This is a genomic window from Corynebacterium sp. CCUG 61414 (assembly GCF_024453945.1).
Taxonomy (GTDB): Bacteria; Actinomycetota; Actinomycetes; order Mycobacteriales; family Mycobacteriaceae; genus Corynebacterium; species Corynebacterium pseudogenitalium.
Map to the genome: position 1 here is coordinate 49,384 of NZ_JAGPYU010000007.1, position 26,975 is coordinate 76,358.

28 protein-coding genes and 1 tRNA gene are annotated in these 26,975 nt (G+C 57.3%); 18 read left to right on the top strand and 11 right to left on the bottom strand.

From position 1 onward, the window contains the following. The first annotated feature begins 14 nt into the window (after positions 1 to 14). Positions 15 to 1,028, top strand: a complete 1,014-nt coding sequence (locus KBX14_RS06785; protein ID WP_176754843.1) for an NAD(P)H-dependent glycerol-3-phosphate dehydrogenase — start codon at positions 15 to 17, stop codon at positions 1,026 to 1,028. 21 nt (positions 1,029 to 1,049) lie between these two features. Continuing rightward, entirely contained in the window at positions 1,050 to 2,114 is a 1,065-nt protein-coding gene (locus tag KBX14_RS06790; protein ID WP_370296005.1) for a D-alanine--D-alanine ligase family protein, read from the top strand. On the opposite strand, the gene KBX14_RS06795 is transcribed toward KBX14_RS06790, so the two are convergent. Continuing rightward, positions 2,111 to 3,082, bottom strand: coding sequence for a DUF3515 domain-containing protein (locus KBX14_RS06795; protein ID WP_256042144.1), 972 nt, complete (start codon positions 3,080 to 3,082; stop codon positions 2,111 to 2,113). The genes KBX14_RS06790 and KBX14_RS06795 overlap by 4 nt on opposite strands. A 31-nt stretch (positions 3,083 to 3,113) precedes the next feature. Here KBX14_RS06795 and KBX14_RS06800 point away from each other — a divergent pair, with 31 nt between their 5' ends. From KBX14_RS06800 to coaD, 6 genes are read left to right on the top strand one after another with little or no spacing between them, the layout of a single operon-like run. Next, the gene (locus KBX14_RS06800; RefSeq protein ID WP_256042145.1) at positions 3,114 to 4,079 is read left to right on the top strand and encodes a thiamine-phosphate kinase; all 966 of its coding nucleotides are present in this window, start codon (positions 3,114 to 3,116) and stop codon (positions 4,077 to 4,079) included. Further along, positions 4,076 to 4,720: a uracil-DNA glycosylase gene (locus tag KBX14_RS06805; protein WP_070362555.1), complete on the top strand. Its 645-nt coding sequence runs from the start codon at positions 4,076 to 4,078 to the stop codon at positions 4,718 to 4,720. The genes KBX14_RS06800 and KBX14_RS06805 overlap by 4 nt, the downstream gene beginning before the upstream one ends. 11 nt (positions 4,721 to 4,731) lie before the next feature. After that, positions 4,732 to 6,294 carry a DAK2 domain-containing protein gene (locus KBX14_RS06810; protein WP_256042146.1) on the top strand — a complete coding sequence of 521 codons (1,563 nt, stop codon included), beginning with the start codon at positions 4,732 to 4,734 and terminating at the stop codon, positions 6,292 to 6,294. A gap of 3 nt (positions 6,295 to 6,297) precedes the next feature. After that, complete coding sequence (locus KBX14_RS06815) at positions 6,298 to 8,400, top strand: ATP-dependent DNA helicase RecG (protein ID WP_256001090.1); 2,103 nt, start codon at positions 6,298 to 6,300, stop codon at positions 8,398 to 8,400. Positions 8,401 to 8,416: 16 nt separating this feature from the next. Then, positions 8,417 to 9,001 (top strand): RsmD family RNA methyltransferase, encoded by a 585-nt coding sequence (locus KBX14_RS06820; RefSeq protein ID WP_070362552.1) that lies wholly within the window; start codon positions 8,417 to 8,419, stop codon positions 8,999 to 9,001. A gap of 3 nt (positions 9,002 to 9,004) precedes the next feature. Further along, the gene (coaD, locus tag KBX14_RS06825) at positions 9,005 to 9,514 is read left to right on the top strand and encodes a pantetheine-phosphate adenylyltransferase (protein ID WP_070362551.1); all 510 of its coding nucleotides are present in this window, start codon (positions 9,005 to 9,007) and stop codon (positions 9,512 to 9,514) included. 53 nt (positions 9,515 to 9,567) lie between these two features. On the opposite strand, the gene KBX14_RS06830 is transcribed toward coaD, so the two are convergent. From KBX14_RS06830 to KBX14_RS06855, 6 genes are all read right to left on the bottom strand, one after another. Next, on the bottom strand, positions 9,568 to 10,359 hold the full coding sequence (locus KBX14_RS06830; protein ID WP_070362550.1) for an amino acid ABC transporter ATP-binding protein: 792 nt from the start codon (positions 10,357 to 10,359) through the stop codon (positions 9,568 to 9,570). A gap of 2 nt (positions 10,360 to 10,361) precedes the next feature. After that, positions 10,362 to 11,303: an amino acid ABC transporter permease gene (locus KBX14_RS06835; protein ID WP_070362549.1), complete on the bottom strand. Its 942-nt coding sequence runs from the start codon at positions 11,301 to 11,303 to the stop codon at positions 10,362 to 10,364. A gap of 6 nt (positions 11,304 to 11,309) precedes the next feature. Further along, positions 11,310 to 12,176: an ABC transporter substrate-binding protein gene (locus KBX14_RS06840; protein WP_070479199.1), complete on the bottom strand. Its 867-nt coding sequence runs from the start codon at positions 12,174 to 12,176 to the stop codon at positions 11,310 to 11,312. 84 nt (positions 12,177 to 12,260) lie between these two features. Beyond that, positions 12,261 to 12,815: a hypothetical protein gene (locus KBX14_RS06845; protein WP_256042147.1), complete on the bottom strand. Its 555-nt coding sequence runs from the start codon at positions 12,813 to 12,815 to the stop codon at positions 12,261 to 12,263. 87 nt (positions 12,816 to 12,902) lie between these two features. Next, complete coding sequence (gene hypD, locus KBX14_RS06850) at positions 12,903 to 14,042, bottom strand: hydrogenase formation protein HypD (RefSeq protein ID WP_070362547.1); 1,140 nt, start codon at positions 14,040 to 14,042, stop codon at positions 12,903 to 12,905. Positions 14,043 to 14,078: 36 nt separating this feature from the next. Next, positions 14,079 to 14,348, bottom strand: coding sequence for a HypC/HybG/HupF family hydrogenase formation chaperone (locus KBX14_RS06855; RefSeq protein ID WP_070362546.1), 270 nt, complete (start codon positions 14,346 to 14,348; stop codon positions 14,079 to 14,081). Between the two features lie 240 nt (positions 14,349 to 14,588). On the opposite strand from KBX14_RS06855, the gene hypE reads away from it, so the two are divergent. After that, positions 14,589 to 15,683, top strand: a complete 1,095-nt coding sequence (hypE, locus tag KBX14_RS06860) for a hydrogenase expression/formation protein HypE (protein ID WP_256042148.1) — start codon at positions 14,589 to 14,591, stop codon at positions 15,681 to 15,683. A gap of 23 nt (positions 15,684 to 15,706) precedes the next feature. Here the strand turns inward: hypE and hypF are convergent, their stop codons facing one another. Beyond that, on the bottom strand, positions 15,707 to 18,004 hold the full coding sequence (hypF, locus tag KBX14_RS06865) for a carbamoyltransferase HypF (protein WP_256042149.1): 2,298 nt from the start codon (positions 18,002 to 18,004) through the stop codon (positions 15,707 to 15,709). Positions 18,005 to 18,051: 47 nt separating this feature from the next. Between hypF and KBX14_RS06870 the strand changes: the two genes are divergently transcribed. The 6 genes from KBX14_RS06870 to KBX14_RS06895 all read left to right on the top strand — a co-directional run bounded on the left by KBX14_RS06870 (position 18,052) and on the right by KBX14_RS06895 (position 24,202). Beyond that, positions 18,052 to 18,396, top strand: coding sequence for a hydrogenase maturation nickel metallochaperone HypA (locus KBX14_RS06870; protein WP_070362543.1), 345 nt, complete (start codon positions 18,052 to 18,054; stop codon positions 18,394 to 18,396). A gap of 16 nt (positions 18,397 to 18,412) precedes the next feature. Next, positions 18,413 to 19,231 carry a hydrogenase nickel incorporation protein HypB gene (gene hypB / locus KBX14_RS06875; protein WP_256042150.1) on the top strand — a complete coding sequence of 273 codons (819 nt, stop codon included), beginning with the start codon at positions 18,413 to 18,415 and terminating at the stop codon, positions 19,229 to 19,231. 167 nt (positions 19,232 to 19,398) lie between these two features. After that, positions 19,399 to 20,640: a hydrogenase small subunit gene (locus tag KBX14_RS06880; protein WP_083329509.1), complete on the top strand. Its 1,242-nt coding sequence runs from the start codon at positions 19,399 to 19,401 to the stop codon at positions 20,638 to 20,640. Positions 20,641 to 20,678: 38 nt separating this feature from the next. Continuing rightward, a complete protein-coding gene (locus tag KBX14_RS06885; protein WP_070479130.1) occupies positions 20,679 to 22,418 on the top strand; it encodes a nickel-dependent hydrogenase large subunit in 1,740 nt (579 codons plus the stop codon). After that, a complete protein-coding gene (cybH, locus tag KBX14_RS06890; protein ID WP_084028583.1) occupies positions 22,415 to 23,647 on the top strand; it encodes a Ni/Fe-hydrogenase, b-type cytochrome subunit in 1,233 nt (410 codons plus the stop codon). The genes KBX14_RS06885 and cybH overlap by 4 nt, the downstream gene beginning before the upstream one ends. Before the next feature lie 3 nt (positions 23,648 to 23,650). After that, positions 23,651 to 24,202 (top strand): hydrogenase maturation protease, encoded by a 552-nt coding sequence (locus KBX14_RS06895; RefSeq protein WP_083290945.1) that lies wholly within the window; start codon positions 23,651 to 23,653, stop codon positions 24,200 to 24,202. Here the strand turns inward: KBX14_RS06895 and KBX14_RS06900 are convergent. Next, positions 24,180 to 24,515 (bottom strand): hydrogenase maturation nickel metallochaperone HypA, encoded by a 336-nt coding sequence (locus KBX14_RS06900; RefSeq protein WP_071573925.1) that lies wholly within the window; start codon positions 24,513 to 24,515, stop codon positions 24,180 to 24,182. The genes KBX14_RS06895 and KBX14_RS06900 overlap by 23 nt on opposite strands. Before the next feature lie 51 nt (positions 24,516 to 24,566). Here KBX14_RS06900 and KBX14_RS06905 point away from each other — a divergent pair, with 51 nt between their 5' ends. From KBX14_RS06905 to KBX14_RS06915, 3 genes are all read left to right on the top strand, one after another. After that, positions 24,567 to 25,691, top strand: a complete 1,125-nt coding sequence (locus KBX14_RS06905; RefSeq protein ID WP_256042151.1) for a reducing hydrogenase subunit alpha — start codon at positions 24,567 to 24,569, stop codon at positions 25,689 to 25,691. A 7-nt stretch (positions 25,692 to 25,698) separates the two neighbouring features. Further along, complete coding sequence (locus KBX14_RS06910) at positions 25,699 to 25,956, top strand: HypC/HybG/HupF family hydrogenase formation chaperone (protein ID WP_070362538.1); 258 nt, start codon at positions 25,699 to 25,701, stop codon at positions 25,954 to 25,956. 57 nt (positions 25,957 to 26,013) lie between these two features. Beyond that, positions 26,014 to 26,087 (top strand) — tRNA-Leu (locus tag KBX14_RS06915). Between the two features lie 130 nt (positions 26,088 to 26,217). On the opposite strand, the gene KBX14_RS06920 is transcribed toward KBX14_RS06915, so the two are convergent. Further along, positions 26,218 to 26,577 (bottom strand): hypothetical protein, encoded by a 360-nt coding sequence (locus tag KBX14_RS06920; RefSeq protein WP_256001398.1) that lies wholly within the window; start codon positions 26,575 to 26,577, stop codon positions 26,218 to 26,220. Next, entirely contained in the window at positions 26,574 to 26,972 is a 399-nt protein-coding gene (locus KBX14_RS06925) for a TetR/AcrR family transcriptional regulator (RefSeq protein ID WP_256001397.1), read from the bottom strand. The genes KBX14_RS06920 and KBX14_RS06925 overlap by 4 nt, the downstream gene beginning before the upstream one ends. Positions 26,973 to 26,975 lie beyond the last annotated feature (3 nt).

Genomic DNA, 26,975 nt, shown 5'->3' on the forward strand with positions numbered 1-26,975 from the left:
TCATGCAGACAGGAATGGCGGTGGCACAAGTGGTAAACGTAGCGGTAATGGGTGCAGGTTCCTGGGGGACAACCTTGGCCAAAGTGTTTGCCGATGCCGGCAACATGGTGCAGTTGTGGGCACGCCGGGACGAGCTGGCGAAGACCATGCAGGAGACTCGGGAGAATCCCGATTACCTGCCGGGGATTGCGCTGCCGGACGGGGTCTTCGCAACGTCTGACGCGGAAGCGGCACTGCAGGCTGCCGATATCGCTATTTTTGCTGTGCCGAGCCAAACCATGCGCCAGAACCTGGAAGTGTGGGCCCCGCTGCTGCGTACTGACACTACGCTGTTGTCCATTTCGAAAGGTATTGAGACCGGCACATACATGCGAATGTCGGAGATCATCGCTGAGGTTACCGGTGCAGAGGAGAACCGAATCGCGGTGCTCAGTGGGCCAAACCTTTCCCGCGAGATTGCTGAGGAGCAGCCGGCGGCCACCGTCATCGCCTGCAGTGACATTAACCGTGCGAAGCTCGTGCAGGCGGCGTGTGCGACGTCGTACCTGCGCCCGTACACGAACACTGATGTTGTCGGCTGTGAGATCGGAGGTGCGACGAAGAACGTCATCGCGCTCGCCTGCGGCATGGCTTCTGGCCAGGGGCTAGGGGAGAACACGCTGGCAACGCTCATTACCCGTGGTTTGGCTGAAAGTACGCGTCTAGGCCAGGAGTTGGGTGCCGACGCCCGGACGTTCGCAGGCCTGGCGGGCATGGGGGACTTGGTTGCCACGTGCTCCTCGCCGCTGTCTCGCAACCGAACTTTCGGTTCCGCGCTGGGGAAGGGGGCCACGATTGAAGAAGCGAAGGCTGCAACGAAGGGCCAGGTTGCCGAGGGAGTTATTTCCTCACGCAGCATTTATCAGCTCGCCGAGCGCCACGGCGTGGACATGCCGCTGACACAAGCCGTTTTCGCGGTGTGTCACCAGGGTGTGACGGTGGAAGAGACGATTGCTGCGTTGATGGGTCGGTCGAAAAAATCGGAGTAGACACCAGGTAATGTGTCAGCTGTGATTCGTATTGCAGTAGTCTACGGTGGTCGTTCCACCGAGCATTCAATTTCTTGTATTTCTGCCGGCTCCATCATGGCCCACCTGGACCCCGAGGTGTACGAGGTGTTTCCGGTAGGTATTCGCCGGGATGGTACTTGGGTGCGCGGGGAAATCGACCCCGTTGGCGGAGAGGCGCTTCCCGAAGTTCGTGGTGGGGCAGAGATCGCGTTGAGCATCAACCCTTCGCGCCGCGGTGAGTTTACTGATGTCGCCACCGGCGAGACCGTCGCACAGGTCGACGTTGTTTTCCCGGTCCTGCACGGGCAGTTTGGTGAAGACGGCACTATCCAAGGTATGTTCGAACTTTCGGGCATCCCGTACGTGGGGCCAGGCGTCTTGGCGTCCGCGAGTGGCATGGACAAGGAGTACACGAAGAAGCTCGTGGCACTTGCCGGAATCACAGTGACTCCGGAAGTGATTCTCCGCGGAGGTGAACTGCTGCTCGATGAGGATAAGCAGCGCCTAGGCCTTCCGGTGTTCGTCAAGCCCGCCAACGGTGGATCGTCGATTGGTGTGTCCAAGGTGACCACGTGGGAAGACTTCGATGCCGCACTGCATCAAGCGTACGAGTGCGACTCGAAAGTGATCGTCGAGTCGGAGCAGGTCGGCGACGAAGTCGAGGTTGGAGTTCTGGAGTTTCCCGATGGCCGCATCGAAGCTTCCGTGCCGGCCAAACTCAACGGAACTGATGCCTCCGCAGAAGGCTTCTACGGCTTCGAAACGAAGTACATGGAAGAGGGAGTTACAGCAACAATCCCCGCGCCTTACGACGCCTCTTTGATAGCTACCCTGCAGGACCAAGCAGTCCGTGCATTCAATGCACTGAACTGTAAGGGATTGGCACGCGTGGACTTCTTCGTCACCGACAAGGGTCCTGTGCTCAACGAGATCAACACCATGCCGGGGTTCACCGCAATTTCGATGTACCCACAGGTGTGGAACGCAAGCGGCATCGACTACCCGAAACTGCTCGACACACTGGTCCGCACTGCGCTGCGGGCAGCCGACGGCGCAACGGACTAAGACTTGCGTTCGGGGACGTGCTTCTCGACGAGCTCGGTCAGCGTGGTGATGACCTCATTGCCCTCACCTGAGGGCACAAAGGCCGCAACGTTGACCTCTCGCCCGAGCGCGTACCACGTCGACGAGGTGGTACCAGTTGCAGTGATGGTGTCCTCAAACCAAGGGATCCCGTTGATCTGTTGCAAGGTCGCTCCGGCCTCGTAGTGCTCCGGGTCGTTCACACCACAACGCAGCACAATCGGTTCGTGGCCAAGCTGCGTCCAGACTGCAGTTTGCGGCGAAGCCACTTTGTTCTCAGGAAGCCGTTTATAGCCTTCGACGAGCGATTCAGGAAGCGCAGCAAGCAATCCGCCGCATGCGTTTGCTCCACTCCCGTCCGTTGAATGCATCGCTGGCTGCAGCTCAGAGAGCGGCGCCGGGTTGCGAGGGAGATCGCGCTGCGGCAGCGCGCTCACGTTAATCTCGTCCACTGGCGTATCTGCCCTGCCGAGTCCCTCCGCGTCGGTAGTCACGGCGACTACCGGCCAACGGTCCGCGCTAAACCACGTAACCATGCTTGATCCTGGGGTGGCGTCGTCAATTCTGATCCACTCTGCACCATTGTGGGAGGACACCGGGGTGTACTCGGTGTACTGAAGGGGCATTTCCACGCCGCAGCGCAGCGTGACGCGTCGAGTTGAAGAGGACTGCCACGCGGCAGCACCTGCCGGAGCCGGGGCGGCGAGCTCCGCACGCTTGTGCCCAAGCACCTTTTCAGGAAGGCTGTCCACGAGCGCAGCGCACTCGGGTGAATCAGCCTCGGGGGAGGGTAGCTCAGTCATCGCGACAGGCTGCAACGCCACCTGCTGGAAAAAGTACCGGGCACCCACAATGACGCCCAAAACAAGCGCCACTGCGAGGCCCAAACTGATGTAGACCGCTGTACGGTTAATCTGTGAATCATGCAACGCGCCAGAGGAATCATTCATGGCGTACAAGTCTACTGAAAGGCGCACTTTGGTGAGTAACGTCGGTTTTCCCACACACGGCCCGACGCTGCGGGAGGTAGGCGAGCAAGCAACGATTGACGCCATCGTTGGAGCCTCGCCGTCACCGCTCAATGGTGATGACGCAGCCGTCCTCGAGTCACACACACCGAATAGCCGTGCGGTCGTGGCAACAGACATGCTCATTGAGGGCCAGCACTTTCGCTTTTCGACGACCACCCCCGCGCTGCTGGGACGCAAAGCCATCGTGCAAAACTTCGCCGACATCGAGGCGATGGGTGCTCGCCCCGTTGCCGCGCTACTCGCGCTCTCGGCGCCTCCGGACACCCCGCTTGCCGTCGTGAGTGAACTTGCACGAGGGATCCATCTCGAATTGGAGCGATACTCGAGCGAGCTCGTCGGCGGGGACATCACGAGTGGGAACCAACTGACGATCGCGATCACCGCGATTGGTTCGTTAGGAGGTAGTTTGCCGCCACTGCGCTTGAGCCAAGCGCGTCCGGGGCAGCGAGTGATAGCGCACGGGAAAATCGGCTATTCTGCTGCAGGCTTTGCACTACTGGAGTCCGGACGGGAAATCCCGGAAAGGCTTGCAGATATCGTACATGCGCACCGCTGCCCGCAACTGACTCCTGGGCGCGGGGTTGTTGCACGAGCAGCAGGGGCTACAGCCATGACAGACAACTCCGACGGGCTACTGCACGATCTGGGCGTGATAACCCGGGCCTCGAACGTGGGGATTAACATCTCGCGCGCCGCTGTAGCCCCAAGTGATCAGCTGCGAGAAGCCGGTGAGTTCCTAGGCGTCGACCCATGGGACTGGGTACTCAACGGGGGAGAAGACCACACATTGCTGGGCACGATCGATGGGGACGCACCCGTGGGGTATCGTTCGATCGGTACGGTCACACGCAAAGTCGGCGTGGAAATCGACGGCGTCGCACACACCGCGCGCCATGAATGGGAGCCATTTTCATGAACTTACCCGTCCACCCTTCCTGGCAGGAACCGCTGGCGGAAGTAGAACCTGCCATCCACGCGATGGGAGACTTTCTCCGCGGTGAACCCGCGTACCTGCCTGCCGGAAAAGACATTCTCCGTGCGTTTTCGACCCCATTTGAAGATGTCCGTGTGCTCATCTTGGGCCAAGATCCGTACCCGACGCCCGGCCACCCCATGGGTCTCTCATTCTCGACGCAGCCAGGCGTGAAACCGCCCCGATCGTTGGTAAACATCTACCAGGAGCTCAACGATGACCTCGGTATCCCCCCACGAGCCGACGGGGACTTGACCTCTTGGCAGCGAAACGGAGTCATGCTTCTCAACAGAGTACTCACAGTCCGGCCCGGCGCGCCGGCGTCACACCGCGGGAAGGGCTGGGAAGCAGTGACCGCACACGCAATCGCAAAGCTCGCTCAGCGTAATACTCCGTTGGTTGCGATCCTGTGGGGCAGAGACGCACAAACTGCGAAACAGTTCCTCGGGAGTACGCCAACGATTGAGTCCCCACATCCCTCGCCGCTGTCGGCGCGCCGGGGATTTTTTGGGTCGCGGCCATTCAGTCGGGCAAATCAGGCGCTCATTGCACAGGGTGCCTCACCTGTCGACTGGGCACTGTAGACTGTCTGACCATGGAAACAGCAACTGCACTCGATGGACCACGGCTCCTGTCCTGGGCTCGTCGGGCAGCGGCAGAACTCGAACGTCGCCGACACGAGATCAACCAGCTCAATGTGTTTCCCGTCCCGGACGCGGACACTGGTTCCAACATGGCGCAGACGATGGCGGCGGCTGTCGAAGAGGCGTCGAAAAGATCTGATGCTCAGTCGATGCAGGAAGTAGCCGAAGCGCTTGCCGTTGGCGCCATTCGCGGCGCGCGTGGCAACTCGGGTGTTGTGCTGTCCCAGGTCATCAGAGGCGTCGCGCAAACCGCCGATGAAGATACTCGAAGCGGGAAGTTCATCGCGAACGCGCTTGCCCAAGCAGTGCAGTTTGTTGACCGCGCAATTGCCGAGCCGGTAGAGGGCACCGTGATCACGGTGCTGCGGGCGGCGTCGACTGCGGCATCGCAAGCGCTGCAGGATTCAGGGGGAGAAGCACCCGCGTTGAGCATCGCACAGGCTGCCGCCGACGCTGCGGAAACTGCACTTGCACGTACCCCGTCACAGCTGGAAGCGTTACGGGAAGCGGGCGTCGTCGACGCAGGAGGCACCGGCCTCGTTATCCTCCTGGAATCACTTGTATACGAACTCGACGGCCAACCCTACGAGGTAGCGCAGCCTGCCACACACGGAACCTCTCACGTGATCTCACACGCAAGCGGCAAGGCAAACCTGGAAGTCATGTTCTTCTTCGAAGGCGACATGGATGTCCTTGAGGGCGAACTGAGCACCATGGGTGACTGCCTTGTGATCGCTCGCAATAACGAGCACAGCGGCAAAGTCCACATTCACTCCACCGAGGCCGGCGCAGTGATTGAGCGCGCGTTCGCCCGCGGTACCGTGACACAACTGCAACTCGAAGTGCTCCCGGACGAACCTGTCACGCAAACTCCCACAAGACTGGTTGTCGCAGTGACGCCTCCCGGATCACTTACTGATCTCTACGCGCAGGCAGGTGCGGTAACAGTCGCGCCGGGCGAGAATATTGTCGCGGACATCCTCGCCGCCGTCCACAAAACCGAAGCTCGCGAAGTTATTTTGCTGCCGAACGGACTGCTTGATCAGCGAAGCCTCGCCGCAGTGGAGAAAGCAACCCACGCCTTCGAACAAAGCATCACCCTGCTTCCTACCGTGCGGCTTGTTTCCGGTATCGCGGCGCTCGCCGTTCATGACCCAGCCCAACCACTCGCGACGGCAGCTTTCACCATGTCGGAGGCCGCCGGAGAAATGCGAACCGCTGTCCTCCAGCGCGCCCCTAAAGCCGGGCTCGTGCAAGGAGGGGCAGTCTCGAAGGGCGACATCATCGCCATGGCACACGGCGAAACACTCCTGATCGCTGACGACGCGATAGCCGCCGTCGAAAAGACCTGCAAGCGCCTCCTCGAGCCCGGTGGGGAACAAGTCACCGTACTCTTCGATACCGCATCACTGCGCGCCGAAGACCTCGCGGCACTCGACGACAAACTCGACGTCGACGTCATCGTTTTCCCCGCAGACGGGCTCGGTGCCGTCGCCGAGATCGGAGTCGAATAGGAAGTGCTAGGAAACATCGACCCCAGGCCGCTCAACCTCGTCATCCCCTTGAAACAAGCCAAGGCAATCACCAAACACCTTGGATACAGCACCTGCGGCGAGCTCCTCGAGCACTACCCACGCCGATACCTCCACTACGGCACCGCGACCGACCTTGCCACCATCAATGAAGGCGATACACTCAGCATCGTCGGCGAAATCACCGCTACCCAACGCATCCCCAACAGAAAACACCCCAACCGACCCATCTACCGAACCCACGTCTACGACGGCACCAACACCTTCACCGCAACATTCTTCGGCTCCAACTACGCCATGCGAGTGCTCAAAGAACACACCCGCGTCATGATGACCGGCAAAATCAGCACGTACCGCAACGAAATCCAGTTCCAACACCCAGACTTCGTACTACTCGACGGCCCCACCCAAGCCACCGGAGCACTACGACAACTCCAACACTTCGGCGACCTCGAAGCAATCCTCTCCGGACGCGAATGGCTCCCAATCTACCCGGCAACAAAACAGGTCAGCACCTGGACCATCATGGGAGCCGTCCACACCATCCTGCAAAGCCTCCCCACAGTCCCCGAACCACTCGGCGCAAGCCCTGACGGATACATCGCCCGCGACAGCGCCATCCGCACCATTCACCAACCTGACACCGAAGGACCCGAACCCGCCCGCCGACGCCTCAAATACGACGAAGCCATGACCGTCGCACTCGCCATGAGCGTGCGACGCACCGACGCAAACAACCACAACGCTCCAGCCCTTCCCAAACAACCAAACGGCGAACAATCCCGACTCATTACACAACTCCCATTCCCACTCACTGGCGGGCAACAACGCGTCATCCAGGAAATCTCCACCGACCTGACTCACGCCCACCCAATGAGCCGCCTCCTCCAAGGAGAGGTCGGCTCCGGCAAAACTATCGTCGCACTGATCAGCATGCTCCAAGCGGTTGATAACGGTGCTCAAGCAGCCCTGCTCGCACCTACCGAGGTGCTCGCGCAGCAACACGCACGATCGCTTACAGAGACACTCATGCGCGCCGGGCTGCACACGACTGTGGTGCCACTCACAGGCTCCATGCCGACGGCACTGAAGCAAGATGCCCTCCTCAAGATTGTCTCGGGTGAGGCGGACATAGTCGTGGGCACCCACGCGCTGATTCAAGACAGCGTGGAGTTCTTTAACCTTGGCTTCGTCATTGTCGACGAGCAGCATCGTTTTGGCGTGGAGCAGCGCGACCGACTTCGCGCTAAGTCGGGGGCGCAGACTCCGCACTTACTTGTCATGACAGCGACGCCGATCCCGCGCACAATCGCAATGACCGTCTTTGGTGATCTCGAGGTCTCGGTGCTCAACGAGCTGCCAGGCGGAAGGAAGCCTATTCAGTCCTCAGTTGTTCCGGAGTTCAAGCCGACGTGGATTGCACGTGCTTGGGAGAAGATGCGGGAAGATGTCGCGGCTGGCCACCAGGTTTACATTGTGTGCCCGCGCATTGACGGTGAGGGTGGTGTCCTTGAGACTGCCGAGTGGTTGCGCGCTACCGAGTTCCCAAGCCTGCAAGTAGCCGTACTGCACGGCAAGATGCGTGCTGAGGAAAAAGACGCTGTGATGTCCGATTTTGCAGCGGGTGGCATTGACATCTTGGTAGCTACGACCGTCATCGAAGTTGGCGTAGACGTGCCGAACGCGACTGTCATGATGGTACGGGAATCAGAAAGCTTTGGCGTTTCACAGCTGCACCAGCTGCGAGGCCGAGTCGGGCGAGGCGGCAATCAATCTCTGTGTCTTTTCCATACACAGGCAGAAGAAGGCAGTGATGCCTTTCAGCGGGTCTGGGAGGTTGCTCAGACGAGCGATGGCTTTGCTCTTGCCGATCTAGACTTGCGCCACCGCCGTGAGGGTGACGTGCTCGGAACAGAGCAGTCAGGTATCCGTCGCACGTTTAAATTGATCGACTTGATTGAGGACTACGAGATCGTTACCAGTGCGTACCGCGATGCGGCCCGCTTTGTCGAAGAAGACCTTGAGAAGGCACGGGCGCTCAGTGCACACCTCCAAGATGAGGACTTTGTGTACCTAGAAAAGAGCTAAAGCTAGAGTGAGTACCATGAATCGCATCATTTCTGGTGAAGCCCGTGGGCGCAAGATTAAAGTTCCACCGGAGGGGACACGGCCAACGTCGGACCGCGCGCGAGAGGGCCTCTTTTCCTCTCTGCAGGTCCGCTTTGGGTTCCCTGGGCAGCACGTCCTTGACCTCTTTGCGGGATCCGGCGCACTAGGGCTGGAGGCAGCCTCGCGTGGCGCTGAGGAAGTGGTGCTTGTGGAAGACGACCCGAAAGCGGTCGCGGTGATTGAGCACAATGCGGGCGTTGTCGGGCACCCGAACACCTGTGTCGAGCCCGTGAAAGTCTCCACGTATGTGGCGCGTGCTCCCAAGCAGCACTTTTCAATGGTGCTCGCCGATCCACCCTATGACCTTGCCGATGAAGCCGTGGCCGAAATGGTCACTGCGTTGCAGGAGCTACTCGTCGACGGCGCCGTGGTCGTCATCGAACGTCACCGCGAAAGCCCCGAGACCGCATGGCCGCCCGCGTTTACCCCTACGGGACAGAAACTCAAGAAGCGCTTGTACGGGATCGCACGGTTCGATATGGCAGTGTATACAGCCCCCTCAGACGCTCAGGAGGAGTGAGTTATGGCCCAATCGTTAGCTTCGGCCCGTAACGTTGCGGTGTGCCCCGGGTCGTTCGACCCCTTCACGAACGGGCACCTGGATATCGTAGACCGTGCTCGACGCCACTTCGACGAAGTAGTCGTTCTGGTAACTGGGAACCCAACCAAGAAAACTGGAATGTTTACAGTGGCGGAACGAGTCGCCTTGATCCAGTCCGCCGTCGCCGACATGCCGGACGTGAAAGTAGACAGCTGGGGTGGGTTGTTGGTCGACTACACCAGCGCACACGGCATTACTGCCCTGGTGAAAGGCTTGCGATCGTCACTTGACTATGAGTATGAGCTGCCAATGGCGCAGATGAACCGCCGCCTCACCGGTGTTGAGACGTTCTTCTTGCTCACTGACGAGAAGTACGGCTACATTTCGTCCTCGCTATGCAAGGAAGTCGCCCGCTTCGGAGGCGATATCGGGGGACTGGTACCTCCGGCGGTTATGCAGGCGATGAACGAACGCCTGCGCGAAGTAAAGTAAAAGCCCGGAAGATCAGCCAAGAAGATCTACCGGGCTCCGATTGGGCGCTCAAGCTAGAATATCGTCGAAAGGAAGGCTTTCGTGCGTTCCTTTTGAGGGTTGTCGAGCACCTGTTCAGGGGTGCCGTACTCGACGATCTGACCGTCGGACATGAATGCAACGTGATCTGCGACCTCGCGCGCGAATGCCATCTCGTGCGTGACCACCAACATCGTCATACCGTCTTGCGCAAGTTGCTTCATCACCCGCAACACTTCACCAACAAGCTCCGGGTCAAGTGCGGACGTGGGCTCGTCGAAAAGCATGAGCTTTGGATCCATCGCGACCGAACGAGCGATAGCGACTCGCTGCTGCTGACCACCTGAAAGCTGGATCGGGTAGGCGTCTGCCTTCGATTCGAGACCGACCATGCGCAGAAGCTCCATCGCACGGACCTTTGCCTTCTCCGGCGACTCGCCCTTGACATGGACCGGAGCTTCAATGATGTTGTCGAGCACGGTGCGGTGCCCGAACAAGTTAAAGCTCTGAAAGACCATCCCGATGTCCCGGCGCTGGACTGCGGCATCCTTCTCGCTCATCTCATAGAGCGTGCCGTTCTTTTCGCGGTACCCGATCAGATCACCATCAACGTACAGGCGACCAGCAGTGACCTTCTCAAGATGGTTAACGCAGCGAAGGAATGTGGACTTGCCGGAGCCGGAAGGACCGATCAAACAGGTAACAGAACCCGGAGCTACTTCGAGGTTGATGCCCTTGAGTACTTCCAAGCTGCCGAAGGACTTCCATACGTCAACCGCTTGGATCATTGGCGTTTGGGCGGGGGAAGAAGATGTAGGAGAAGCCATGGTTACCGTTGGTTCCTTTCTGGAGCTTCAATGATCTCGACGTTGTTTGGAATTGTGCCTTCGGCGTCGGCCAAGCTAGCGAGCTGCCGGGCAGTGAGCTGGCGGGTTGCGCCCCGGTCGAAGTAGCGCTCCAGGTAGTGCTGCGCGACCATCAGCAAGGAGGTGATTACCAAGTACCACGTTGCTGCCACAAGCAGCAACGGAACCGGCTGGAACAGCGCTGCAGCGATATCCATCGAGCGGCCGTACAGCTCCAGGGAGTAAGGAACCGCAACAACCAACGAAGACGTCTTCAGCAAGGAGATAAATTCATTTCCTGTCGGCGGAATGATAATGCGCATCGCTTGGGGAAGAACTGTCCTAGTCATGGTCTGGGACCAGCTCATGCCCAGCGACTTCGACGCTTCAATCTGTCCTTCTGGAACAGCGGAGACACCCGAGCGGACAATTTCCGCCATGTAGGCGGCCTCATTGAGGCCCAGACCAACGACGGCGAGAGCAAATGCGGAAGAGGTGAACGGATCGAGGGAGATTTGCGTAAACCCGAGATTGATGGAGTCGTAGATTGCTCCGATCAGGCCCCAGAACATCAACTGAACGTACACGGGGGTACCGCGGAAAATCCAGAGGAAAACCCAGCTTACGGTGCGAAACACCGGGTTGGGACTCATACGCATCACGGCAAGGAGCACACCGCCGACCACGCCAATAAGCATCGCGAGGACCGTAATCGCAATGGTGTGTAGAGCAGCTACCGCGATTCGAGTATCGAAGAGGTACTGCGCGTATGTGTCCCACCCATACGCTTCATTCTTGGCTGCGCCAATAATAAACCAGACAACGAGGACGCCGAGCAGGACCGCGAGCGCCCACCGTCCTGGGTGCCGTAACGGTTTCGCTTCAATTCTGGCAGGCCGACTTTGGCTAGTAGATGGTGTGGTCATGGTCTGTTACTTCCATTCTGTAAGGGGCTGTTCGTTAATAAGCGCGGTATCGAGCAGGCCAGTTCGTACGTTCCACTGCGCCAAAATGCGCTCGTAATCGCCAGTGTCGATGAGATGCTGCATTGCGTGGGCAAGCGCAATGCTCAGACCTGAGTCTTTTGGCACCGCGATTCCGTATGGTGCTGCGTCGAACATGTCACCCACGAGCTCGAGCTTCCCGTCGGAGCGTTCGACCGCCCAAGACGTGACAGGGGAGTCAGCACTAAAGGCATCTGCACGGCCAACCAGTGCCGCGAGCGCCGCGTTGTCAGAGGTGTCGAACGACAGGATGGTGATGGGTGGTTTTCCTGCTTCAATACAAGCATCATTCTTCGGACGCACGTCATCGGTCTCGGAAACGGTTGTGCGCTGAACCGCAACTGTGAGACCACAAGCATCCTCTGGGTTCACATGCGTACCGGTGAGTTGAGCCCACTGGATTCCTGCGAAGAGGAAATTAACGAACTCAAAGCTTTTGCGGCGCTCTTCGTTATCAGTAAATCCAGACATGCCAGCGTCAAGGCTGCCTGCCTGAACCGCAGGTAGGATCATAGAAAAATCCATCTCCTGTGGATCGAATTCGAGACCCATGATTGAGGCAAGCGCGCGCCCGAGGTCAAGCTCCAGCCCGATCAAATTACCTTGTGAGTCTTTGAACTCGAAGGGGGCGAATGGTGGGTTGGCGCCAATTGAGAATTTGCCGTCTTTCGAGACATTCTCGGGGACCATCGCCGCAATCTCAGGAACGGTAGCAGGCTCAATAGGCTCCCACCCATCTGGGTTGCCACCTTCCACGTTGGTTACGCAGCCACTGAGAAGACCAACGCCCATCATCAACGTGAACGCGCTGAGGACCCTCGTCGCCTTGCCAAAGCGTTTGTTTTGGTTCATTGTTTTCGACCTTGTTTGGGATTGTTTCTAGCGTGGGGTTGGAAGCGATCGCAGCCCACGCATGATGAGCTCTACCGTTTGTCCAACCAGAAACACACTCAACATTGCGAGAAGCACTGGTGCTGTCGCTTGGCTTGAGCCCTGAGAACTTTGAGCAAAATTACCAGTGAACAATCCACGGACCATATTCGAAGATCCCTGTACCTCAGCTTTAGTCCATTCGAGCGGGTTTGCGGTGCTTGGTATCGACGACCCCTTCGCCCATCCCTGAACAAAGTCCTTGCCGTCGCCCTCTGGCATGTCATCAGTCCACTTGAGGAATAGCTCAGAGCTGGAGATTTTCTGCACTGGGTTCTTTTCGGGCGGAATGTAGAGAGGGTCGTTCTCTGGGTCTTGATCCAGGGAGCTCTTCTTTTCGCCCTCGGACGCGCTAGAAGCTCCACCGGCGTCTTTATCAGAGTCTATCGAACTTGTAGCAGGTGCTTCGGGGGCTGGGATTTCCGCAAGTGCGGAAGGGCTGACCACCGAAGCCGTTGCAATGAGAGAAGCCGCGGTGACCGCGGCCGTGATACGTTTGCGCATGAGTGAATAATACCCACTCGGACAGTTTTGCGCTAACAAATCGAAAGATTTTACCCCCAGGCAGTTCTGACCTGGGGGTTTACTAATCTAAGAGAGGGAAGAAGTGGTGATTTTATCTATTCTTCCGAAGTTGTAATATGCGGCACAGGCTCCTTCTGGGGAAACCATGCAGGTACCAATCGGGGTGTCCGGCGTACAGGCGGTACCGAAGACCTTGCACTGCCACGGCTTGATGTGGCCGGTCAGGACAGACCCGCACTCACATGCCGCGGGGTCTTCGACTCGGTTGCCGGGCACATCGAAAATGCGCTCCGCATCCCACTTGGCGAATTCTTCAGAGATGGCCATTCCGGAATGGGGAAGGGTTCCAAGGCCACGCCACTCGAACTCGTCCCGTATATCGAAGACCCTATCCAAGAGCGCTTGCGCTGAAGGGTTGCCCTCTGGGCGCACGACGCGGGCGTACTGGTTTTGGACGCGTGCCTTGCCCGCGGCAATGTCGCCCGACGTAAACTGCTCCAGCAACTGGGCAACGCCCTGAAGAATATCCAAAGGTTCGAAGCCGCAAACGGAGACTGGCCGGTTAAATTCTTCAGCCAGGAAATCGAAAGCCTTTGTGCCGACCACAGTTGCTACGTGGCCGGGCCCGATAAAGCCGTCAACCTCCGTGACACCCCCGTTGGCGATTGCACGCAGTGGTGGCTCGATGGTCACATGGTTAGAAAAGACTGAGAAGTTTGGGATATCGCGTTGCTTGGCGGCGGTTAGCGTCACAGCGGTGGATGGCGTCGTCGTCTCAAAGCCAATTGCGAAGAAGATAACGTGCTTATCCGGGTTCTCCTCCGCGATCTTGAGAGAGTCCAGTGGAGAGTAGACAAAGCGAACGTCGCAACCACGTGCACGAGCCTGCAACAGTGACTCCTCGGAGCCTGGAACACGCATCATGTCGCCGAACGTGGTCAAGATAACGTCAGGCTGGTTTGCAAGCCAGAGTGCGTCATCGACCCTGCCCATTGGAATGACGCAGACTGGGCAACCAGGTCCGTGAACGAGGTCGATGGAGTCGGGGAGAAGATTTTCCAGGCCGTAGCGGTAGATCGTATGGGTATGCCCACCGCAGATTTCCATGAGCTTAATCGGGCGGTCGAGTTGCTTCGCCTGTTCCTCGATGGTTGCAATCAGTTGGCGAGCTGCGGCTGGGTCACGAAACTCATCGACGAATTTCATGTGGGGTCCTTTCTTAGGAACGTAGGGGACGGTGGCTTAGTCGATTCTTGAGGTTGTAAACGAATCGAGCTCGTCCTCAAACGTATTTGCGCCGAGTTGTTGAATCTGTTGCAGGGTTGTCGCGGCTTCATCCTCGTCAATTTTTGACAGCGCAAATCCTACGTGTACCAGCACCCATTCGCCGACCTCGAGTCCTTCTTCAACAAGAAGATCAGTGGAGATTGCACGGGTTACTCCCGAGATGCTGACTGTTGCGCGGGTGGGATCCTTAATTTCGACAACCTGCGCTGGTACTCCCAGACACATAAAGCAGAGCCTTCCATCGATTGCATTATTTTCACACTTTTTCGTGCTTATTCCGTTTTACATTATTGCCCATGATTTGTGCATTTCTAAAAGTACCCAGCAAGCTAACTATGCGCGTCACCCACAACCTTCAAGCCCCGAAAACCCAAAACACGGTACCGGCGGTAGAATTCACACACGGAACTATTCGTAGCAATTCCACACGGTGGCTAGTTGCGAAAATAAGAAAAGGAAAGTGCTGTGAAGCCTAAAAACCGCCTCAATGTAGATGAGTCCAAGGTCAATGACAACATTGCTCGAGTGCGTCGTCGTGGTGGACGCTTGAAGGATGAATATGTCACGCTCGCACACGGGGCGGGCGGAAAGGCGAGCGCGACACTGCTAGAGCAGGTATTTTTCGACGAGTACGGCAACGATCTGCTCTCACAGGGGGAAGACTCGACGCTGTTGGACCTCGATTTGAACGGCGGGACGCTGGCGTTTACAACCGACAGCTATGTGGTGAACCCGATAGAGTTCCCGGGTGGATCCATCGCGGATCTCGCGGTAAACGGTACCGTCAACGATCTTGCCGTGGGTGGTGCGGAGCCGAAGTATATTTCGGTGGGTTTCATTCTGGAAGAAGGGCTTGAAGTAGAGACGCTTCGCCGGATCGCGCAGAATCTCCGCACCGCAGCAGAACGCGCCGGAGTACAGATTGCGACTGGCGACACAAAAGTAGTTCCGAAGGGTGCTGGGGACAAGATTTATATCAATACAGCAGGCATCGGCGTAGTACCTGCTGGACGGGAACTCGGTTTTGCAAAAGTCAAGCCTGGTGACCGGATTATCGTTTCTGGCCCGATCGCAGACCACGGTATGGCGGTCATGATGGCCCGCGGAGACCTCGCAATCGAAGCACCGATCGAGTCCGACTCGCGCGAGGTCGCAAGTTTGGTGCGGGCGATGCTCGCCGATGCCCCCGAGACTCGTTGGATGCGTGACGCCACACGTGGTGGTCTAGCGACAGTCATGAACGAACTTGCAGAATCAACTGGCTACGGCGTTGCACTGCACGACGAGAAGATCCCTGTGCAGCCGATGACGCGCGCAGCTTGCGACATGCTGGGCATTGATCCGCTCTACGTCGCGAACGAAGGAACGTTTACGGCGGTGGTGCCGGAAGACCAGACCGACCAAGCACTCGCGGCGCTGCATGCAGCAGGCGCTGAAGGGGCGGCGGTCGTTGGAAAGATCGTCGAGGAACCAGCTGCAGCGGTGGTGTTGGTCACCGGCTTTGGTGGTACCCGTATGGTCGACAAACTGGTTGGCGATCCGTTGCCACGAATCTGTTAAGTTCCTGAGGCTGCATGGGTTCGCTACCGCGACCAGAGCCTTCCTGCGGCCGCCTGGCCGAGGCTGAGCCCGCCATCAGTGGCGGGCACTTTTTTATGCGTTAACACCGTCAATGAGGGGCGTTGGTGCCGGAATACTTGCAAGATGTCGTTCATCAAAATGCGGTTGACGGCGCAGCCCCCCGTGATGCCAATGACCTCGGTAGCTTCTTCTTGGGCGGCGTCAATAAGCGAGCGAGCAACGAGTGTCGCTATGCCTGCGTGTGCAATCCGGGCAATGTCTTCGAAGAGGCGTGTTCCATCTAGGGTTGCGTTGATCACCCATTGTGCAAGATGCGGGAACGATCGAATGTCTTCGGTTGCGTCAAGCGCTTCTGCCGACGAAAGGCGAGACTTGCCTGCGAGAGCCTCAAGCTCCATCGCTGCTTGCGCTTCGTAGCTCACCGATTGCTGGACCTGAAGTATCGATGCGAACGCGTCGAAGAGTCGTCCCATCGAAGTTGTTGCAGTGGTGCCGAACCCGCTGCTGAGCTGAGAGTCGACTAATCGCAACTCGTCTAGATCAACCTCAGGAGGCACGCTGAGGTCTTCGAGCTGCCAGCTATGCGCGAGACCGCGCGCAATCCGCCACGGATTTCGCACCGCTTTGTCGCCACCGACGAGGGAAAATGGTGGTAGGTGCCAGAGCCGCTCGGCGTTGCCATCGTCGGTTACATGAAGTATTTCGCCACCCCAAATGGTGCCGTCCGTTCCGTAGCCGGTGCCGTCGAGAGCTGCGACGACGGCGGGCGTCGATAGTCGCTGATGCTCAGCCAACAGTGACAGTGCATGTGCGTGGTGATGCTGGACCTCAATGAGCTCGACGTCACGCTGGTCAGCGTAACGCTGCGCCCACATCGAAGTTTGGTAACCAGGGTGCATGTCGCACACAACAACGTCGGGTTGTGCGCCTTGTATTGAGCAGAGCTGTTTTACCATTTTCTCGAAGTGCCGCTGAGCATCCCATGACCCCATATCGCCTACATGCGAGGAGACATGTGCGTACCGCCCAACGGCCAGAGTCGCCGTGTTCTTGAGTTCGCCCCCTACCGCTAGGACAGTTGGCTTTCGCTCAGTATCGAGCAACATTGGAATCGGCGCCAGTCCGCGAGACCTCCGAACAAGCGTCGTATCGACGTAGACCGAGTCTTCTACGGGCACATAAATCTCACGATCGTGGAGCACAAACATGTCCGCGAGGTGCGTAAGTTTCCGAAGTGCCTCTTCATTAGTGACGCATAGAGGCTCGCCACTGAGATTGCCCGAGGTAGCCACCACAGGTCGGTCAACCAACAGATGGTGCAGTGGTGAATACGGAAGCATGAGGCCTACTTCCCTCAAACCAGGCGCAATACCTTCGCAGAGTGCTCCTTTGTGAAGCGGTACGGACACGATCGGATGCGACGGCGATGCCAAAAGATCCTCCGCTTCTTTACTGAGTGTTGCAATGGATTTGGCGGCGTCGAGATTTGGCACCATCACCGCGAGAGGCTTGTCGGGTCGGCGCTTGCGCTCCCTCAGCTTTTCGACGGCCTCTTCGTTTTCCGCCGCGCACATCAGGTGAAAGCCACCAATCCCTTTGACCGCGACGACCGCACCAGATTCCCAGGCGTTTTGAACCTTGAGCACGAGCTCGTCGAATTTGCCGGGGTCCAATGCAAGCGCATCCGTTCGCGTTTCGGCGAGGACGGCACCGTTGGCATCCGTACACCACAAAGTAGGGCCGCAATGTGGGCAGCTTATTGGTTGCGCGTGAAACCGCCGGTCGTCTGGGTTCGTGTATTCTTCCTCGCATTGTGTGCACATAGGGAATTCACGCATGGTGGTAGTCGCGCGGTCGTAGGGGAGCGAAGTAATGATGGAGAGACGTGGCCCGCAGTGTGTGCAAGTGGTGAATGGGTAGTGGTAGCGCCGGTTGTCTTGGTCATCAATATCGGCTAGGCAGGCTTCACACGTTGTCATGTCAGGGGAGATGAGTGTCTTTTCTCCCTCGACATGTTCTGACTCGACAATCCGAAACCCCGTTTCGCCGTATACGAGTGGGAGCGGAGACGTTTGGCTATCCAAAATGTGGGCGAGAGGCGGGAGCTCGTCGATAAGCGTCCTCTGCGCATTGTGGAGTGCTGATGCTTCGCCCTGAAACTCGATAAAGACTCCGCGCTCGTTGTTGCCGACAAGTCCAGTAAGGCCGAAGCGTTGTGCGATTCGCGCGACGTGCGGACGCATTCCCACCCCCTGGACAATGCCTTCGAGAAAGACGCGGACTCTGCTCTGTGCTCCCATGCTGCATACTCTACAAACTTCTTGAATAATCGCCTAGGCTAGGTGCTGTGCATGAAGTTGCATTAAGTCATCAGTTAGCGTCAGCAGTTCAGCGCGCAGCGCGCGGACGAACGGTGCTGTCGGTGCACCTCCGAATCGGTGCGCTGCGACAAGTCGTGCCGGAATCACTCGAGTATGCCTGGGGGTTCGTCACAAAGGGGAGCCCCATGGAAAAGTCGGAGCTGCGGATCGACTGGGTTCCAGCCGAGATCGAGTGCAGCAACGGGCATCGAAGAATACTCGACCCCAATGAGTATCTCGACGTCCGATGCCAGGAATGCAACGCTCCCACGAGTGTGATTACGGGCGAGGAATTCGCTGTCGTAGACATTGATGTGACATCTGACCGTTAAGAAGGAGAAAAGAAGCATGGGACGTTTCCACCGCCACGACGACGGGACTGTACACAGCCACGATCATTCGCATGATCACACGCACCACCACGAACACGATCACCTCCACGTGGGAGTAGATGCGGAGCACTCTGAGCACGGAGACCACACTGGGTATGACACTGGACGTGAACGCATCGCGGTGCTTGAGGATATTTTCACGGAAAACGATGTAAAAGCGGCCGCAAACCGTTCCGCGTTTGAAGAGCACGGCGTGGTTTGCATCAACGTGATGAGCTCCCCGGGAGCAGGAAAGACGACGCTGCTGCGTAAAACCTTGGAAGCGCTCGCGGACAAAATCCGTTTCGGGATTGTAGAAGGTGACATCGAAACTGCGTTAGACGCAGAGCGCTTGGAAAACCTCGGTGCACAGGTAAGTCTGCTCAATACCGGGAACGGGTTTGGGGGCGAGTGCCACCTCGATGCTCCGATGGTTGCGCATGCTTTAAAGGGGCTCAACCTCGATGATGTCGATATGGTGCTGATTGAAAATGTTGGCAACCTAGTGTGTCCGGCTGAATTTGAAGTTGGAGAGCATCATAAGGTAATGGTTGCCTCAGTTACCGAGGGGGAGGATAAGCCGCTGAAGTACCCGGTCATGTTCCGGAGTGTCGAAGTGGTCGTCGTAAACAAGGTTGACCTGCTGCCTTACCTGAATTTCGATCTCGATCTGTTCAAGGAAAATCTTGAGAAGGTGAATCCTGGAGTGAAGGTAATCCTTACCTCAGCTGCAACGGGGGAAGGGTTAGACGAGTGGAATGAGTGGCTTATGTCCCAATCGGGGGTAGATTTCTAGCCCTGCCGACTTCACGACACCGGAATTACTTTCATGTCTTGATACCCTGGCCCTATAGATGCGTTAAGCATGCAGCTTGACCGCTGATGGAATCTGTACACGTTCATTTGAGGGGTATGGGCCGGAGTATGTGCCGGCACATGGCTCTCGCATGAGAGGGAAAATCGATGCTTCTACAAGACACTTGGCAGAGTGGAACGCTTTGGGAAAACCTGTCGAAGAAGGGGGTGAAGCGTCGAGACTTCCTTAAAATGTGCAGCTCTATGGCTGCAGTGTTTGCAGTGGGTGCGCCGCTTGCCTCACGCGCCAACGCTGAAGAGACTGAGGTAATTGCTGAGGCGCTCGGTGATGTAAAGAAGCCAATGGTTGCTTGGCTTCAGCTACAGGAGTGCACCGGCTGTATGGAGTCGGTGCTTCGTTCCGGTTCCTCCACAGTTGAGGACCTCGTCTTGAACCAGCTGTCGATGAACTACAACGAGCTCGTGATGGCTGCATCAGGGCACGCAGCCGAGCAGGCACTGGAAGAGATGAACAAGGAACCGCACATTCTGGTGGTCAACGGCTCTGTTCCAACTGGTGCAGGTGGCGCATACTGCCAGATCGGCGGCAAGAGCGCCGAGCAAGTTCTCCGCGAAGCCGCAGAGAACGCAACCGTAATCCTTTCCGTAGGTGCATGTGCAGTGTATGGCTCAGTACAGGCTGCTCGTCCAAACCCGACCGGGGCAGTGGGTGTTGACGAAATTATCAAGGATAAGCCAGTCATCAACGTGGCTGGTTGCCCGCCTATCGGTGAAGTTATCACCGCAACAATCACCTACCTGCTGACCCACGGTGAGCCACCAAAGGTGGATGCAGAGGGTCGTCCACTCTTTGCGTACGATCAGCGCATTCACGATTCCTGTCCGAAGCGTCCACACTTCGATGCGGGCCAGTTCGTGCGCACGTTTGATGACGAAGGCGCTCGTAATGGCTGGTGCCTCTATGAAGTTGGTTGCAAGGGCCCATCGACCTTCTCGCCATGCCCGATCATCCAATGGAACCTCAAGTCCGGCTGGCCGATCGGCGCTGGTCACCCGTGCATCGGTTGTACGGAAAAGGACTTCTTTGACCGGTTTACTCCGTTCTACGAGGAACTGCCGAATGTTCGTGCATTCGGTCAAGAAGCTTCCGCTGGCAAGATTGGCCTCGGCCTCATTGGTGTCGCCGCCGCTGGTACCGCAGTCCATGGCGCACTCAGCGTAGTCAAGGAGGTTGGCATCCGTCGCAAGAGTGGCGAAGTTCAGCCTCTTGCGGCCTTTGGCGAAGAAGACGGTCCCGAGGATATCTCGGCACTTATGGCAGAGGGTGATCAGGCGTTCGCGACCACCACCGATACTGATGGACACCACCGACCCAACCCATCCGCGTAAGCGGCGTTCACGACGATTGAAAGGAAAAGCAACTAAAAATGGCTGAAAGAGTTGTTGTAGACCCGTTGACGCGTATCGAGGGTCACCTCCGCATGGAGATGGAAGTCGAAGACGGCACCATCACCAACGCTTGGAGCGAGACCACGATGTTCCGCGGCATTGAGAAGATTGTAGAAGGTCGAGATCCTCGCGACGTCTGGGCGTTTGTTGGCCGTATCTGTGGCGTTTGCACTGGTGTTCACTCCCTCGCAAGTGTTGTTGCCGTCGAAGACGCAATTGGAAGCCACATCCCAAAGCAAGCGCAGCTTATTCGTGACCTCGTCCTGACAAGCCAGGAAATCCACGACCATGTTGTGCACTTCTACCACCTGCACGCCCTTGACTGGGTGAACGTTGTCTCCGCAGCAAAGGCTGACCCAGAGAAGGCAGTCGAGTTTGCGAAATCGATAGGTTCGAACTGGAAGCTCAACTCCGTCGACAAGTTCCAGCAGGTGAAAGACACCTTGAACTCGGTTCTTGATTCCGGTCAGCTTTCTATCTTCACCGGTGGATACTGGGACCACGAGGACTACCGTCTGCCACCAGAAGCAAACTTGATGGCGGTTTCGCACTACCTCGATGCGTTGCAGTTCCAGCGCTCGATTATCCGCATCAATACGGTGTTTGGCGGTAAGAATCCGCACCCGAACTTCCTCGTCGGGGGTATGGCCTGCACGATCGACCAGGATAAGTCAGAGACGGTCAACCAGGTTTCGATTGACCAAATCAAGAACTGGGTCGCAGAGATCCATGAGTTCATCAACGGTGTGTACCTGCCTGACGCAATGGCGATTATGGGCGTGTACAAGGATTACTTTGATATTGGTGCGGCTGCCCCGAACTTCCTCGCGGTTGGTATGGCTGGCGCAACAGTTCGTGGTGATCACATGGAGCGAACCATGGGGTACACGCACACGGACATCACTCCGGGTGTACTGCTCAACGGTGACTACTCCAAGGTCCATGAGCTCAATCCGGACCTGTTCAAGGAATACGTTTCCTCGGCATGGTTCGCACAGGATGACAAGAACGAAGGCAAACACCCATTTGAGGGCGACACTATCGCCGATTACACCGGTCCTAAATTGCCGTATAAATGGCTCGGCGATAACGAGGAGTACACCTGGTCTAAGGCGCCGCGTTACGACGGCCACGTCGTTCAGGTTGGCCCAGTTGCCCGTATCCTGCTCGCATATGCTCAGAACGAGCCAAGCACGAAGCGCCTCGTTGATGATGCGCTGAAGAAGCTCGGCATTAAGCTCGAACAGCTGAATTCGACCGGTGGCCGTACGCTGGCTCGTGCTCTGGAAGCTGTAACGACTTCTGAGGCCATGACCAATGTGTTGCTGCCCGAGTTCATCGAAGGATTGCGCAAGCGTGACTACGACGTCTTCGACTCCAGCAAGTGGGAACCTTCTTCCTGGCCGAAGGAATCAGAAGGCTTCTGCATGATGGAAGTCGCCCGTGGCTCTCTCAGCCACTGGACCAAGATCAAGGATGGTAAGACGGAGCGCTACCAGGCCGTCGTGCCGACCACCTGGCTGGCCGGTGGTCGTGATCCTGAGGGCAAGATGGGCCCATACGAGGAATCTCTGGCGAATGGCAAGCACCCGCTGGCCAACCCAGAGGAACCGCTAGAGGTACTTCGCACCATCCACTCGTTTGATCCATGCATGTCCTGTGCTGTGCACCTGCTGGACACGGAAGGCAATGAACTTGTGAAGGTGATCACGCAATGAGCACCCAGCTAAACCGTGCTTCTTCGAGCTCGGGTGGCGTGCCTGAGACTCGCAAGATCGCTCCAGATAAAAATCTGGTGTTGAGCGTCACAGAATCACGGCCGATAGACGATATCGGTGCGGAAACACTGTTGCGCCTGGCATCGTCGCAGCCGGCAAACTCGCCAGATCCTGTTGATCAGGCGCTGCTGCGTGCTGTTGACCCCGACTACGTCTACGGCACCGTGGAGAGCTTCAGCCCCGCGACGCCAAGCCGAAAGTACTCGCTTTCGGTCGTGCGTAACGCAAAGTTGCTCGGCGAGCGCCAGGACGTAGCGGTCATGCGTGGAGACCTTGCATCGGTAGTTCAAGCATCTGCATGGGATAAGCATGAGATGAAGACGATGATGCAGAACGTCGACACAGTTTCGAAGTTCGGCAATCGATGCATGGGCGTCGCCGTTGCACCTGTAGATGGCGACAAGACCGGTGAATTTGTACTCAAAGGCTATATTGCATTCGGCATCGGCGACCATGTCCGTCCGCGTCCTGTATCCAAGGGCGGCTACACCCGCATCGAGATGTGGCCGGTTGCACTGCGTTGGCAGCACTGGATCAACATGATTTTGATCATCATGATGACGATCACTGGTTACTACATCATGGATCCATTCTTCGGTCCTTCGAATGCTCACGATGCCGGAATGCTCATGGGCTGGAACCGTCTCATCCACTTCATTGCAGCCTTCGCGTGGATCGCACTGTCTATCTGGCGCCTAGCCATTATGGTGTTCGCTCAAACACGACAGATGAAGTGGCGGGCACTGTGGCCAGTGCGAAGCCAAGATGATCTGAAGTTGATGTGGGAGCAGACGAAGTACTACCTGCTCCTTACGAACGAACCGCCACCACGTGTTGGCCACAATGGTCTCCAGCAGACGGCGTACACGGGCATTTACGCTATGTGTATGGTGCAGATTTACTCTGGTCTTGCGCTTTTCGGTTTGCCCAAGCAGGATAGCTGGTTCTGGCGGCTCATGGCTGCACCCGTGGAATGGATCGGCATCCCATACTTCCGTTTGGTGCATGCATTGATCATGTTCATTATTTGGGCTTTCGTTATTCTGCACGTCTACCTTGTGTTCCGTGCCGATGCGACGGAGCGCCACGGTGGCCTGTCTGCAATGATCAACGGCGGTGTTTGGTTGCCGAAGGGCACGAAGCCGGTTGACGGTCCTGAGGTTGAGTAGAGTATGACGGTCACGAGGAAGCTTCGTCCTGCGCCAGATGTCCCGGTGCCATCGCCTGAGTTGGTGACGCTTGATGGCGTCACTATCAACGTCATTGGCATTGGAAACGAGATCATGGCGGATGACGCAGTTGGGCTGGCCATCCTCCGCGAGCTTGAGGCGGACCCGATCCAGGGCGTGAACTTCATCTATGGAGGAACGTCTGGCATGGAGATCCTACCCATGGTGCAGGACGCCGACTACCTGCTGGTGCTCGATGGGCTCAAACAGGGCCAGCCAGGTGATGTGGCTGTGCTCGTCGGTGATCAAATTCCGCGCCTATTGCAACAGCAGCTATCGCCTCACCAGGTGGGACTGCTGGACCTGTTGAGCGCCGCGCGCCTCACAGGTCAAGAACCCGACAACGTGGCGGTTGTGGGTATCACGGCGCGCGACGTCGAATTCCGTACATCGCTGAGTGAGGAGATCAGTGCTGCAATTCCAGAAGCAGTGCAGCGGGCCCGGCAGCTGCTAAAGGAATGGACAGCAGAAGCTACTCAACATCAACCCAAGTAACTTGGAACTCGTCACCCCCACGCAGATCTGCAGTGGGGGTGTCACATTTAGGGCATCGCAGCGCGAAGTATTCGTCAATCTCGACGGTATCTTCGCATTGAGGGCACCAGACTGCCGCGGGGATAATGTCCAAGTCGAGCCGGGCTTGAGCACACGTTGTATCGACGCGTGCAAGATCCCATGCTTGGCGAAGCGCATACACATCAACCCCGGAGCGCGTGCCTACTTTCATACCGACCGCCAGGACGTTTCGGCCGGGCACCGACTCGTTCACTGCATCGATTACCCCGCGAAGTAGACTCAATTCATGCATACCCCCATTATGTTCAATTGGGGTAGGCAACGCGAGTAAGGAGCATGGAAAATGTCAGAGAAGTTGTTTCTTGACGCCGTCATCGATCCGCTTGCAGCGACAGTCATTGTCGAAGGTGAGGGAAATGAACGCACGGCACGCTTCGACATCGCCGGCGTGCCGCGCGTAGACAAGCTGTTAGTGGGCAAGCGCGCGAGCGAAGTTCCGACTATCGTGACGCGACTCTGTGGGCTGTGCCCGGTAACGCACCACTTGGCGGGGATGCGAGCACTTGACCAACTTGTTGGCTCGAGCGATTCGATGAGCGAGCAGGCCGTGCAGCTCCGCCGCCTTCTTCATGCAGGTTCGGTTCTTGACACGCTCGCACCGCGCCTGCTGCCTGACCACGGATTAGAGATCCGCAAATTTGCGAAGCTGGTGCTGCGTGCCGCCGGTTGTCCGGGTCACTTTCCCGATGTTGCGATTCCTGGGGGAGTTCGCGCTCATGCGGATGCTGATGCAGTCAAGCGCGCAGCTGAAGGCGTCTCGACGATCCGTAGTCTCTTGCCTTCCCAACCGGTTGAGCCTGTGGAACAGCATCCACCAAAGCTTGCCGACCTTTTCGCGTGTGATGCCGACGGCGCAGCAGATCCACTAGGAGAGCGCATCGCCGCGCGTTTCGAAGGTGAGCTGCATTTGTTCCCAGCGCATGATTTCTATGAGCACGTTCGAGAGCAGCACCCCGGTGCTATCACCCCGCGGCCCCAGGTACTTATTGACGGCCACTGGCGCGACTACCGGGTAGGCCCAGTTGCGCGATTCCCCCATCTGAGCGCGCGCGACGCCCAGTTTGCGCTCGTGCGCTCGGTACTAGACGATATCGAAAAGCTTTTGCAGGTTCCTGAGCTGTTGGCTGAGCCGGTCGTCGTCGATAATTCACTGCGCGATGGCACCGCAACGGGCATCGTTGATGGTCCTCGAGGCTTGTTGGTGCATCGCTATACTGTGGAAGACGGCAATCTGAGCGATTGCCAAATTTTGAGCCCTACCGCGCAAAATGAGGGATGGCTTGCTCGGATGCTCACAGAGGCATCGACTTCCGCGGAGATGGAGCATGCGATCCGTAGCGCAGACCCTTGCCTGCCGTGCACCTCGGCACCGGAAGGCGCCATGAACATCAACATTGAAAGGAAATGATGTAGCGATGTGTCTTGGAGTTCCAGCGAAAGTACTGAGCACTGGCGACCTGTCCAGCCCCATGCCGATGGGGGCCATCGATATGAAGGGTGAGGAGCGGCCATGCTGCTTCGCATATCTCCCAGAAGTTGAGGTGGGGCAGTGGGTGCTCATCCAGAATGGATTCGCGATGGACGTCATTTCGGAAGATGACGCGCAGGCCTCGTTCGAGGCGATCGATGAGTTTGATCTGCTACCAAACCAACCCGGCTCTACTGTGCGCTGACCTTAACGGCGTCCGATTGTTGTTCTGCTCGCGCCGTGCGCTATATTGAGCAGGCACGCCCCAGTAGCCCAATTGGCAGAGGCAACGGATTCAAAACCCGTCCAGTGTGAGTTCGAGTCTCACCTGGGGCACAAGGAGCGGGGTCGGAGTCTTTTCTCCGACCCCGCTCCTTGCCTAGATACGGCTGACTTATATACCTCCGCACGTCTCTTTCAACGGCTAGCGAATATTTTTTACCTTGTTATGTATCCGCTAATAGCTCTATTTTGCTGAGGCCAGACCGTTGATGCGTTCGACGGCTGTTACAGGGTCATCAACTGTGAGAACCAGACGGTCGAATTCCTCGTCTTTTAGCTCGATAACAACTGTGTTTTCGAATCCGCTGACATTCCAAAACAACTTTTCACCATTTGAGTGGAAAGTTCCTGCCAGCTTTTCTCCCATCCTTAATCCAGGAAAGCGAAACCCCTTGGGCTCGTTCTTCATGCCCGGGTCGTGCGTGGCTCCGCGTACATGTTCCCAGGGGATGTCGATGCATCCTTTGAGCGACCAAATCTTGTCCAGGCCAAGTAGTTCAACGACAAGGGCTGTGTCGGTGAACTCGAGATTGTTGTTTCTCATCGTGCTTCTCCTATCGGTCTACCGCTCGCGCGGTCTAGCAGGTGCTTGCCAAGTGCCGTCGGATTCTCCTCGAAGCAAAGAGCGTTTGCTTCGAGGATCAGGGGCCGTAGCTCTTGGTTCATGGGCGCTACTTCCACTAGCGTGACTGCAACGAGGCTCTTGGCTTCGGGTGTCACTTCACCGGCCTTGGCGCCTTGGCAAACTGCCTCCAACGCGGTTCTCAAAAGGCCGTGCTTGGATCCGAAGATCTTGTAGAAGCTTGAACGATTTAACCCAAGGTACGAAAGGGTTGTGTCAACAGACAGTGCTGTGAATCCCTGTTCGCCAAAAAGCTGTATCGCCTTACGAACTACTTCATCTTCATTAAACTCTCGTGGCCTACCCATGACTTTCATACT

Excerpts from the sequence above, each read along its gene's own strand:
- KBX14_RS06785 (WP_176754843.1), top strand. The coding sequence starts at position 15 with ATGGCGGTGGCACAAGTGGTAAACGTAGCGGTAATGGGTGCAGGTTCC.
- KBX14_RS06795 (WP_256042144.1), bottom strand. The coding sequence starts at position 3,082 with ATGAATGATTCCTCTGGCGCGTTGCATGATTCACAGATTAACCGTACA.
- KBX14_RS06805 (WP_070362555.1), top strand. The coding sequence starts at position 4,076 with ATGAACTTACCCGTCCACCCTTCCTGGCAGGAACCGCTGGCGGAAGTA.
- KBX14_RS06810 (WP_256042146.1), top strand. The coding sequence starts at position 4,732 with ATGGAAACAGCAACTGCACTCGATGGACCACGGCTCCTGTCCTGGGCT.
- KBX14_RS06820 (WP_070362552.1), top strand. The coding sequence starts at position 8,417 with ATGAATCGCATCATTTCTGGTGAAGCCCGTGGGCGCAAGATTAAAGTT.
- coaD (WP_070362551.1), top strand. The coding sequence starts at position 9,005 with ATGGCCCAATCGTTAGCTTCGGCCCGTAACGTTGCGGTGTGCCCCGGG.
- KBX14_RS06830 (WP_070362550.1), bottom strand. The coding sequence starts at position 10,359 with ATGGCTTCTCCTACATCTTCTTCCCCCGCCCAAACGCCAATGATCCAA.
- KBX14_RS06835 (WP_070362549.1), bottom strand. The coding sequence starts at position 11,303 with ATGACCACACCATCTACTAGCCAAAGTCGGCCTGCCAGAATTGAAGCG.
- KBX14_RS06840 (WP_070479199.1), bottom strand. The coding sequence starts at position 12,176 with ATGATGGGCGTTGGTCTTCTCAGTGGCTGCGTAACCAACGTGGAAGGT.
- KBX14_RS06845 (WP_256042147.1), bottom strand. The coding sequence starts at position 12,815 with ATGCGCAAACGTATCACGGCCGCGGTCACCGCGGCTTCTCTCATTGCA.
- hypD (WP_070362547.1), bottom strand. The coding sequence starts at position 14,042 with ATGAAATTCGTCGATGAGTTTCGTGACCCAGCCGCAGCTCGCCAACTG.
- KBX14_RS06855 (WP_070362546.1), bottom strand. The coding sequence starts at position 14,348 with ATGTGTCTGGGAGTACCAGCGCAGGTTGTCGAAATTAAGGATCCCACC.
- hypF (WP_256042149.1), bottom strand. The coding sequence starts at position 18,004 with ATGGGAGCACAGAGCAGAGTCCGCGTCTTTCTCGAAGGCATTGTCCAG.
- hypB (WP_256042150.1), top strand. The coding sequence starts at position 18,413 with ATGGGACGTTTCCACCGCCACGACGACGGGACTGTACACAGCCACGAT.
- KBX14_RS06880 (WP_083329509.1), top strand. The coding sequence starts at position 19,399 with ATGCTTCTACAAGACACTTGGCAGAGTGGAACGCTTTGGGAAAACCTG.
- KBX14_RS06885 (WP_070479130.1), top strand. The coding sequence starts at position 20,679 with ATGGCTGAAAGAGTTGTTGTAGACCCGTTGACGCGTATCGAGGGTCAC.
- cybH (WP_084028583.1), top strand. The coding sequence starts at position 22,415 with ATGAGCACCCAGCTAAACCGTGCTTCTTCGAGCTCGGGTGGCGTGCCT.
- KBX14_RS06895 (WP_083290945.1), top strand. The coding sequence starts at position 23,651 with ATGACGGTCACGAGGAAGCTTCGTCCTGCGCCAGATGTCCCGGTGCCA.
- KBX14_RS06900 (WP_071573925.1), bottom strand. The coding sequence starts at position 24,515 with ATGCATGAATTGAGTCTACTTCGCGGGGTAATCGATGCAGTGAACGAG.
- KBX14_RS06905 (WP_256042151.1), top strand. The coding sequence starts at position 24,567 with ATGTCAGAGAAGTTGTTTCTTGACGCCGTCATCGATCCGCTTGCAGCG.
- KBX14_RS06910 (WP_070362538.1), top strand. The coding sequence starts at position 25,699 with ATGTGTCTTGGAGTTCCAGCGAAAGTACTGAGCACTGGCGACCTGTCC.
- KBX14_RS06920 (WP_256001398.1), bottom strand. The coding sequence starts at position 26,577 with ATGAGAAACAACAATCTCGAGTTCACCGACACAGCCCTTGTCGTTGAA.
- KBX14_RS06925 (WP_256001397.1), bottom strand. The coding sequence starts at position 26,972 with ATGAAAGTCATGGGTAGGCCACGAGAGTTTAATGAAGATGAAGTAGTT.